The sequence below is a fragment of the Streptomyces sp. SID3212 genome, assembly GCF_009865405.1.
Lineage (GTDB): Bacteria > Actinomycetota > Actinomycetes > Streptomycetales > Streptomycetaceae > Streptomyces.
This window is the reverse complement of sequence record NZ_WWJY01000756.1, coordinates 1-9,529: the sequence shown is the minus strand read 5'-3', so window position 1 is coordinate 9,529 and position 9,529 is coordinate 1. Positions and strand designations below refer to the sequence as shown.

The 9,529-nt window shown below is 71.5% G+C and carries 8 protein-coding genes, 2 tRNA genes and 1 pseudogene; 3 read left to right on the top strand and 8 right to left on the bottom strand.

The annotated features are described in order from the left end of the window. Nucleotides 1-377: 377 nt before the first annotated feature. Both GT042_RS22935 and GT042_RS38290 read right to left on the bottom strand, forming a co-directional pair. A tRNA-Met gene (locus GT042_RS22935) sits at nucleotides 378-451 on the bottom strand. 106 nt (nucleotides 452-557) lie between these two features. Beyond that, entirely contained in the window at nucleotides 558-782 is a 225-nt protein-coding gene (locus GT042_RS38290) for a hypothetical protein (RefSeq protein WP_202533512.1), read from the bottom strand. An 86-nt stretch (nucleotides 783-868) separates the two neighbouring features. On the opposite strand from GT042_RS38290, the gene GT042_RS22930 reads away from it, so the two are divergent. Continuing rightward, a complete protein-coding gene (locus GT042_RS22930) occupies nucleotides 869-1,522 on the top strand; it encodes an HAD family hydrolase (RefSeq protein WP_161310612.1) in 654 nt (217 codons plus the stop codon). A gap of 55 nt (nucleotides 1,523-1,577) precedes the next feature. On the opposite strand, the gene GT042_RS22925 is transcribed toward GT042_RS22930, so the two are convergent. Together GT042_RS22925 and GT042_RS22920 are read right to left on the bottom strand one after the other, a co-directional pair. After that, nucleotides 1,578-1,790 carry a hypothetical protein gene (locus GT042_RS22925; protein WP_161310611.1) on the bottom strand — a complete coding sequence of 71 codons (213 nt, stop codon included), beginning with the start codon at nucleotides 1,788-1,790 and terminating at the stop codon, nucleotides 1,578-1,580. A gap of 126 nt (nucleotides 1,791-1,916) precedes the next feature. Next, complete coding sequence (locus GT042_RS22920) at nucleotides 1,917-2,771, bottom strand: LLM class flavin-dependent oxidoreductase (protein ID WP_161310610.1); 855 nt, start codon at nucleotides 2,769-2,771, stop codon at nucleotides 1,917-1,919. A 282-nt stretch (nucleotides 2,772-3,053) separates the two neighbouring features. On the opposite strand from GT042_RS22920, the gene GT042_RS22915 reads away from it, so the two are divergent. Together GT042_RS22915 and GT042_RS22910 are read left to right on the top strand one after the other, a co-directional pair. After that, nucleotides 3,054-3,935 (top strand): hypothetical protein, encoded by an 882-nt coding sequence (locus GT042_RS22915; protein WP_161310609.1) that lies wholly within the window; start codon nucleotides 3,054-3,056, stop codon nucleotides 3,933-3,935. A 142-nt stretch (nucleotides 3,936-4,077) separates the two neighbouring features. Next, nucleotides 4,078-4,749 (top strand): alpha-L-glutamate ligase, encoded by a 672-nt coding sequence (locus tag GT042_RS22910; RefSeq protein WP_345943875.1) that lies wholly within the window; start codon nucleotides 4,078-4,080, stop codon nucleotides 4,747-4,749. A 33-nt stretch (nucleotides 4,750-4,782) separates the two neighbouring features. Here the strand turns inward: GT042_RS22910 and GT042_RS22905 are convergent, their stop codons facing one another. The 4 genes and pseudogenes from GT042_RS22905 to GT042_RS22890 all read right to left on the bottom strand — a co-directional run. Next, a complete protein-coding gene (locus GT042_RS22905) occupies nucleotides 4,783-8,028 on the bottom strand; it encodes a hypothetical protein (RefSeq protein WP_161310607.1) in 3,246 nt (1,081 codons plus the stop codon). Between the two features lie 161 nt (nucleotides 8,029-8,189). Next, nucleotides 8,190-8,534: a hypothetical protein gene (locus GT042_RS22900; protein WP_161310606.1), complete on the bottom strand. Its 345-nt coding sequence runs from the start codon at nucleotides 8,532-8,534 to the stop codon at nucleotides 8,190-8,192. Between the two features lie 208 nt (nucleotides 8,535-8,742). Continuing rightward, nucleotides 8,743-8,815 (bottom strand) — tRNA-Lys (locus GT042_RS22895). A gap of 160 nt (nucleotides 8,816-8,975) precedes the next feature. Next, a pseudogene (locus GT042_RS22890) lies at nucleotides 8,976-9,529 on the bottom strand (RNA helicase); the annotation flags it as partial.

The following is a 9,529-nucleotide window of genomic DNA, read 5'->3' as shown; positions in this document are numbered from 1 at the left end:
GGGCGTAGCGGCGGCGGGGCGCGTACCGCCCGCGCCGGAGCCCGCGCCGTCGCGGCCCTTCCCCGGCCTTCTCAGCCCCGGTTTCCTCAGCTTCCCCACCTGTTGGTCTCCTGCCCGGTCCGGCTTCGGCTGCGGACGGTACCGCGCTCACCCCAGGCTGGTCGCCGCCGCGCCGGGCGGCGAGTCGCCATCGACCGAGTGGGCTACGGACCGATCGCTCCACCACTGCCTCTTCACGGTACGCGGCGGTCCGCGCGGAGGCGTCACCGCACGCGGCGAGGCCGGGGGCGACCCGAACCCGAGGCGGGCAGCGACCCGAACCCGCGAACGCCGAAGGCCCGGATCCACTGGGGATCCGGGCCTTCGGTCCTACTGAGTAGCGGGGGCAGGATTTGAACCTACGACCTCTGGGTTATGAGCCCAGCGAGCTACCGAGCTGCTCCACCCCGCGTCGGTAAACCTGACTCTACGCCATCCAGACCAAGATCATTCCCATTTACGGGTGCCCCGCTCGCTCCCCCGCCCGCCGGGCCCCGCCTCCCCGCGCCGGACAGGCCCTACGCCGCTTCCACCACATCGGCCCGCACGGCGGCTGCCCACTCCACGAGAAGCCGCTGGTAGCGCTCCTGCTCGGCGGCCGACAGCGCGCCACCGGCGCGCGTCCACAGGGCACGGATCTCCCCATTGACCACGGCGGCGGACCGCACGGGCGTGCCGACAGGGGTACCGGCGGGACGGCCGGCGCCGGAGGAGGCGGACGAGTCGAACGACGAAGCGGACATGGAGGTAAGGCTACGGGGGGCCACTGACAATCGGCAGAGCGTGTCCCCCCGACCGCCACCCGTCAGCCCCTAGGGTGGCACCGGTGATTGAAACCATCGTGTTCGACGTCGGCGAGACCCTCGTACGCGACGACCGGCAGTGGGCCTCCTGGGCCGACTGGCTGGGCGTCCCCCGGCACACGATCTCCGCCCTGGTCGGTGTCGTGACGGCGCAGAACAGGGACGGCGAAGACGCCCTGCGGCTGATCAAACCCGGGATGGACATCGGCGAGGCGTATCGCGCCAGGGAGACGGCGGGACGCGGGGAACACCTCGACGAGTCGGACCTCTACCCGGACGTACGGCCCGCTCTGGCCTCGTTACGGGCGCTCGGCGTCCGGGTCGTCCTGGCCGGGAACCAGACCGTACGGGCCCTGGAACTGCTGCGCCGCCTCGACCTCCCGACCGACCTCGTCACCGGTTCGGGCGACTGGGAGGTCGCCAAACCGACCCGGGAGTTCTTCGCCCGGGTCGTGGAGGCCGCCCAGGCACCGCCCGACCGGACGCTGTACGTGGGGGACCATCCCGCGTACGACCTGTTCCCCGCCCAGCTGGCGGGGCTGCGCACGGCCCATCTGCGGCGCGGCCCGTGGGGCTACCGGTGGGCGGACGACCCGGAGGTGGTCGCGGCGGCGGACTGGCGGATCGACAACCTGACGCAGCTCACCCCGATCGTGCGGGCGGCGCGCGAGAAGGGGTGAGGAGACGGGGAGCGGCTCACCCCCGCGAACGACGGGCCGCCTCGGACGGGTCGCCTCACCCCGCCGCGTACTCGTGCGCCTGACCGCCCTGCCACTCCACCCAGGTGGGATCGTCGAGGAGATCCCACGCGTCGGGCAAGCCGGCCAGGCGCAGGAACTCGACCAGATGGTCGTCCGAGTGGGCGAGCCCCATGATGCGCCCGCGGACGGTGACCCGACGGCCGCCTGTCCCGGACGCCCGGTGTACGACGATCGGTATGTCATTCATACGGCCAAGAGTGCGACGATCTCGCCCCGACCGCAGCATCTGGGGCCCACTTCTTTGCCGGCCCGGACCCCAGTCCCGGACAAACCGACCTCGACCTCGGCCTAACAAACCGACCTCGACCTCGGCCTAGAGGACTACATCGGCCAGGCGCGCCACTTCATCCAGATCATCACTGGTCGGATTGAGAATGAGCTCGTCGGCGCCGAGATCCTCGAAGGCGCGCACCACCTCCTTGATCGCCTCGGCCCCTCCTCGCACGGTGGAGGCGAGGAGCTCGGCGGCGTCGGGACCGGCTGTCGTGTAGTAGTCACGGACGCTGCTGGTCCCCGCCTCCGCGTCCGCGACGGCGAAGTAGGCGATGGCGACCAGGTACGGAGACCCTTGGCGGCCGGCTGCCTGCCAGGCCGCCCGTACACCGTCGAAGGCGGGACCGATCATGGCGGGCGGCAGCGAAGCGCCGATGTAGCCCTGACCGGACCGGGCGACGCGCTCGAAGGACGCCGGCACCCCGCCGCCGAAGAGCAGCGGCACCTCACGGGTGCCCGCGGGCACCAGCGGGTTGTCACAGCCGTCCGGCACCTCGCCGCGCCAGACGCTCTTGTACGTCTCGACGTCCCGGTCGAGCCGCTTGCCGGTGCCGCGTGCGCCGAGGCCGTCGACGACGAAGTCGTCCGGGCGCCCCCCGAGGCCCAGCCCGAGGGTGAGCCGGCCGCCCGAGACCCCGTCGATGCTCGCCGCCTCCTTCGCCAGCAGGACCGGGGGCCACACGGGGCCGAGCAGGAGGGTACTGAGGAGACCGATACGACTCGTGGCCCCCGCGGCGACGGCCAGCGCCACCGTGTCCATCACCCCGGGGTAGGCGATCCGGCCGACGCTGCCCAGCGTCGAGAACCCGGCCTCCTCGGCCCGCCGGGCCCACTCGGGGATGACGGCGGATCGCACGTCACGGGTCTGGTTGGGGAGTCCGATACCGATTTTCACGAACTGCGCTCCTTGCGGTCGGCGGGCATCCGGACGACATCCGGCTCAGGCCGATTGTCCGGCGAGCGACCCCTCACCGCCTCGACGCCTCGCCTTCCCCGAGGAGGATTCCTCCCGCGCCCCCGAGCCCGCCGAACCTCCCTGGGCACCCCCTGCGGCGGGGCTGGTGCGTGGCCGGGGAACCGCGAGGCGGATCATGACCTCTGTAGTGTCACAGCGTTTTCGGCCACGATGCTCGGTCGTCACGGTCGTCATGGTCGTCCGGGGTTACGGGGAAGCTCGATGAGACTCTGCTTTCTGGTGGAGGAGCAGTACCGCTACGACGGCATGCCCGTCGAGGTGATCGCCCAACTCGTCGCGTGGGGACACCGGGTGGACGTCGTGCGCCCCGGCAGTGCGCTGCTGCCGCTGTCCGACGTCGTACGGGCGGGCAGTCACGACGCCTGGGTGCTGAAGACGGTCTCGGGCGGTCCCGGCCTGTCCCTGCTGGAGGCCGCGGCCCGGGCCGGGCTGACAACGGTCAACGACGCGAGGGCGATACGGGGGGTCAGGGACAAGGCGGTGGCGGCGGCGATCGGCCACGACCGGGGCCTTCCCCTGCCGATGACGTACGCGGCGGCACATCCGGACGCGTTCGCCGAGATCCCTTCCTCCGCCTACCCGTTGGTGGTCAAGCCGGCCGACGGAAGCTCGGGCCGGGCGGTTCGGCTGGTGGCGTCGCCGGAGCGAATGGCGGAGATACGGGGGGAGTTGGCCGGCGAGGGCATGCTGATAGCGCAGCCGTACGTACCGAACTCGGGAACGGACCTCAAGGTGTACTGCGTCGGGGGCGAGTTGTACGCCACCGAGCGCAACTCCCCGCTCCACCCGGACCGCGCGACGAAGGAGCGGCGCGTGCCGCTCTCCTCGGAGGTGGCCGGAATCGTCACCGAGGTCGGGGCGGTCTACGGACTCGACCTGTACGGCGTGGACGTCCTCCTGGGCCCGGACGGCCCGGTGGTGGTCGACGTGAACGACTTCCCGAGCTTCCGCCAGGTACCGGACGCGGCGGCAAGGGTGGGCAGGGCGATCCTGGACCTGGCGCGCGGCGGAAGCGAGTCCGTACCCCCGGCCCTCCCACCCCACCAGACCCCGGTCCCCGCGGTGGCGGGGGACGGCAGATGAGCGACGGCCGATGAGAATCTGCTTCCTGACCCCGCGCCCGGACCACCCGCTCCTGGCAGCGACAGAAAAGCTCCTGAAACCCCGACACGACGTAACACACCAGAACCCGGCAGTCCCCCACCCCCCAGACCCCACCACACCCTTGGCGGACGTCTACCTGCTGAAGTCCAGAACACCCCAGGCACTGGCCCTGGCCCGCTCGTTCGAGGAACGCGGCGCGAGGGTGCTCAACTCGGCGGCGGCGACGGAACTGTGCCAGGACCGCACGGCGATGGCGGACCTGGCCCTACAGGCAGGCCTCCCCTTCGCCCGAACCCACACCCCAGGCACCCTGACCGACCTGACGTCCCTGCCGAGGCTCCCCCTCCCCCTCCCCTTGGTGGTGAAGAGCCGCCACAGCCGCCGAGAGGACCTGGTGGCCCGGGCGGACACCCCCACCCAGCTCCGGGCCCTGGCGACCGACTGGCCGGAAGAACCGGTAGTGATCCAGCAGTTCACCCCGAACAGCGGCTGGGACCACAAACTCTGGGTGATAGCGGACCAGGTCTTCGCCACCCACCGCCGTTCAGAACTCGCCACCACCCCCACGCCCCCACCCCCACCGCCACTCACCCCCACCACCCTCCCCCGGACCTGGCTCGCCCTGGTCCGAACGGTCGGCAAGGTCTTCGCCCTGGACGTCTACGGAGTGGACCTGATCACCACCCCCACAGGCACCCCCCTGATCGTCGACATCAACGCGTTCCCAGGCATAAGAAACCAACCAGGCGCCCCAGAAGCCCTCGCGGCCCTGGCGACCGGACGCGTGCTCTGAGTCGGCCGTCTCCGCGCGTCCGCCTTCGCGGCCTCAGCGCCCGGCTTCCCGCATCAACCGGTCGGCGAACGTCGTCAGGTTCTGGGGTGCGATGTCGCCGACGGCCGCCACCATGCGATCCCATCGCGCGTAGGAGAGCGCCTCGGCCAGAGTCCGCCGCCCTTCCGCGGTGGGCCCCAGCGCGGCGGCGAGGGTCGCCAGAGCCCTGCCCCGCTCTTCGAGGTCCTGGACGGCAGCCGCTCGCCGCGCGGCCTCGTCGCGGCGGCCGGCGGTCGCGAGTGCCCCCACGATCGCGGCGGCCACCCGATCCCTGCTGATCGGGAAGGCAAGCGATCCCGCCAACTGCTCGGCCCGGTCCAGGGCGCCCACGGAGGCGAACCCCTCGATGACGCTTCTCAGCGCGGCATTGTGCTCGTTCGCGATCTCGATGTCGTCCACAAGCTTCGCGGCCCTCTCGTACTCGCCGGCCACAGACAGGGCTCTGACGACCGCCCCCAGAGCGAGAGACTTCGCGTCAGAGTCAGTGATCTCCTCCACCAGCTGAAGTGCCCGCTCGAACGCGGCGATGACAGCGAATGCCTGGGCCGCACTGGCGAGACAGGTCGATCGGTCGTAGGCACTCAGCTCGCCGTTCGCCCAGTCGGCGAGCCGGGCCGCGACGCGCGCGGCCTGCTCGCCGTCACCGGTCGCAGCGAACGCCTTCGCGACGAAAACCGACGCCTCCGCCCGCTCCGCCGGGTCCGTGAGCAAGGTGGCCGTATGGTCCGCCATGAGGAAGGCTCGGGCTCCCCGGGTCGGAAGGCCCGCAGTGGCCAGTGCCGTTCCGGCCTCCGCCATATCCAGGACAAGGCCGTAGTGAACGGGGCCGTCACCCGGCCTGAGGGATTCGGCCGCGTGCTCGGCAAGTTCGACGGCTTGGGCGGCGAACCCCGCCCTGGCGAGTGCCTCCGTGACGGCGACCAGGACACGCCTCGTCAGTCCTCGGCCTTTGACGCGCGCGAGATCGGTGGCCTCTCGAGCGAGATCGAGCGCCTTGTCGGGGATACCGGCGGCGCCGAATGCCCTTGCGATCGCCGTCAGTGCTCCGACGTACCAGCTGGGTTCATCGATCGCAGCGGCTGCTTCCAGGGCCTTCTCCGCGGCTTCGAGCGCTCTGTCCCGCTGCCCGGCAACGGCCGATGATCCGGCGATGGCTGCCAGAGCGCACGCCCGGTAGTAGGGATCGCCGATCGTGTCCGCCAGCTCGAAGGCCCGCTCGAAGTCCCGCTGATCGGCCTGCCTTTTCACGACGCCCAGGAGCATTTCCTCCGTGTCGTCCGTGTGAGCCCTCGCAAGGCCGACGGCCGCGTCGAAGCAGCCCGACATCGCGAGGGCTTTGACGACCTGCTGGTAGCCGAACTGGCGTCCCTCCGAGTCCGCCACTCCGAGAAGGAAGTCGGCCGCCTGTCGGGCCGTCCGGACGGCCTGCTCGCGCTGGCCTCCGGCGACCAGCTCCATGGCGATTCCCGCGAGTGACTGAGCACGGCGATAGTCCCCGGGAACACCCTCGGCCCGGGAGAGAGCCGCCCCGAGGAAATCGGATCCGGCCTGTTCGCGGCCGGCCTGGAACATGACCGCTGCGGCGGAGGCCCACACCCTCGAAGAGTCGTCGAGGTCGTCAGCGCCCTCGGCCAGCCGGCCGGCGAGAAGAACGGCCGCCTCGTGTGCGCCGCTCAAGGCAAGCGATCCGGCAACCGCGGCCGTGGCGTGGGCCAGTTCCTCGGGGTCATCGATCATCCCTGTCAGTTCGAGGGCAAGCTCGACATGACCGGCCCGCGCAGCAGATCGGGCGATGCCGTAGATCGTCCGCGACGGCGCGCCATCCCGGACGATCTTCGAGGCAAGATCCATCGTCCGCCCGCGGTCCCCCACCTCGGCGACGGCCTCGGCGACCTCGCCCAACGCGAAGTCCCGGTGCGACGGCCCCTGTGCCTCGGCCAGACTCACGGCGCGATCAATGTGTCCGAGCCGCGCCCACAGTGCGATCAGACCCGGGGGAAGCCGCTCCATCCGATCGTGCAGAGCGTCACGGTGAACAGCCAGGCGCACGGCCGCGTCGAGATCCGGATCCTCCACCGAAGCGGCTCCGCGGATCAGGTCGAACGCCGCGGCGATCTCGGTGAGAGCCTCCAGGTCCGAGCCGCTGACCTCCCACAGGCGCTCGTGCCGCGCCGGGTCGCAGACCAGTCGTACCAGCCGCCCGCTGTCCTTCCGTTCACGCAGGAGCTGCGTGTAACCCCGGAGGAGATACTCCGGCGATCGCTCGGGCCAGCCGCTCCGATGCCACGACTCGGCCCAGGTGTGCAGACGCTCGCGGTAGCCGTCCAGTTCGGCTTCGGTGAGCAGGTCCATCGCGCTCTGCTGGACCTCCTCGTGGGCGAGCAGATACACCTGAGGACCCGCCGTACCGTCGCGACGCCCCCAGTGGGGCTCACTGACGCGGAAGCCACGGCCGCTCACCGCGTTGAGTTCGCGCTCGACCAGGCGCGGACTGGTGCCGGCCAGCCTCGCCAGATCCTCCGCGCTCAGGCCACCGCCCGCCGCCGCGACCAGTCCGACGAGTTCCCGGCCCAGCCCGCCGCCGTTCAGCAGCCGCAGCAGTTCGCGTTCGGCGTCCACGCGCACCGCTTGGGCGTACGGGGACACGTCGAGGACGTGGTCGATGCGAGTGTCCCGCAGGGGATGGCCGGCCGGAACGTCGTCGGGGACCGGCGGATGGGGGCGGCCCGCGAGGACGACCCGCATCCCCGACGGAGGAATCCGCGGCAGCAGGGCGGCGATGCTGTGGCTCTCCGGACCGGACGTCACCCCGCGGTCCTCGTCCAGTCCGTCGATCAGCAGGACCAGGCGCCTGCCCCGGCCCATGGAGACCCGCGCCGCGCGGTCCAGGGCCAGGCGGAGCTGCTCGTCACCGCCGTACGCGGTGGCCATGGGTTCTTCCTCGCCGATCAGCGCGTACAGCTGGCGCTGGACGACCTCGCAGAACGCCGCGCGGTCGTTCTGACGTGCCAGCCGAGCGGTGATGAAGAAGGACACGATGTCGATGTCCGGCGGTGGGTGCAGGACGAAGTGGGCCATCAGGGCGGACTTCCCCGCCCAAGCCGGAGCGAGCCACCGCCAGTAGGAGAGGGAGGGGTCCTTGGACCCCGGGCTGTCCCCAGCCGCGCAGAAAGCGGCCATGTCCTCCAACTCGTCACCGCGGTCGGCGAATTCAGCGGCGGAGATGGCCTCGACCTGCAACAGATAACCCGAACGGGGAACCTTCGGAGGGCTTAACGTGACATCGCCCATCACTCCGGTGTTCGCCAGCGCAAGCAGACCCGAAGCATCCGCCCGACCGGTGCGCGCCACTCGCAACCGTTCTTCCCCCGCCACCCGTCCTGCCCCACGGTCCTGGTCGACTACCGCTGTTCGTACCCTGTGTTGGCCGATCCGTTGTCGGCCCGCGCTTCACCGGTTCCCTCGACCGTCACCGTGCCAGGAGGGACCGACGCGATGGCTCCGCTGTTCGCCCTCCCGCCCCCGGTCGCGCTCGCCGTCCCCGTGTTCGACACCCGGATCGAGGACCCGCCGGGTCCGGCGAGGGCCGCCCACACGCTCACCCCGAGGGCGGCCACGCTCACCAGCGCGGAGATCACTCCCGCGAGCTGATCGGCACGTTCCCAACTGAGGAAGGAGAACCCTCCCGCCAGCAGTCCCATCGCCAACCCGGTCGCCCCGAGCGCCAGCCGCTGCCCATTCGTCATGCCCCTCATCATCGCCGGACTTCCCCGGCCTCACGGCGACTTCCGCATTCTGCGCCAGGGGGGCCGCGCGGGAAGGCGACGGCGTCCGTACGGGAGTGCTCCCCCGCCGCGAATCACGGCCCCGGCAGCGCTGTGCCCCGACTGTCCGCAGACAGCCGGGGCACTGAAGTCGCTGGTCAAGGTCGCCCTGAGGAGGCGCCTGACGTAGTAGGCCGTGTGGGACTTGAACCCACAACCAACGGATTAAAAGTCCGCTGCTCTGCCAATTGAGCTAACGGCCCTCGGCGTGACACCCACGAGCATAGCCCGCCCGGCGGCGGGAGCCGATCGGGTATCGGGTGTGGGGGCGTCGCGTCCTTGTGCGGATGTGGGGCAGGGCCGGGCGGGCGCCCCTGTGTGGGGTGTCCGGCCGGCCCTGCTCACTCTGCGGGGTGCGACGGGTCAGTTGCCGCGCTTCCAGCGGGGCTTGTCGTCGCGGCGGCCGAAGGAGCCGGTGCCGGTGCCCGTCGTGCCGCCTCGGTGGTCGTCACGGCGGCCCGTCGGGCGGTCGTGGGACGCGGCGGCGCGGAAGCCGGTCGTCGGGCGGTCGTCGCGGCGGTCGCGGTTGACCGGGCGGTCACCCGCCGGGCGGCGCTCGAAGGGGCGGCCACCACGGTCGTCGCGGCGGTCCGCGCTCGGACGGTCGCCGCCGGGGCGGTCGTTCGTACGGTCGCGGTTGTAGCCACCGCCGGCCGGCCGGTCGTCACGGCGCTGGAAACCGCCGCTCGGACGGTCCTCACGACGCTGGAAGCCACCGCTCGGGCGGTCGCCGTTCGTACGGTCGCGGTTGAAGCCGCCGCCGGCCGGGCGGTCGTCACGGCGCTGGAAGCCACCGCTCGGACGGTCCTCACGACGCTGGAAGCCACCGCTCGGGCGGTCGCCGTTCGTACGGTCGCGGTTGAAGCCGCCGCCGGCCGGGCGGTCGTCACGGCGCTGGAAGCCACCGCTCGGACGGT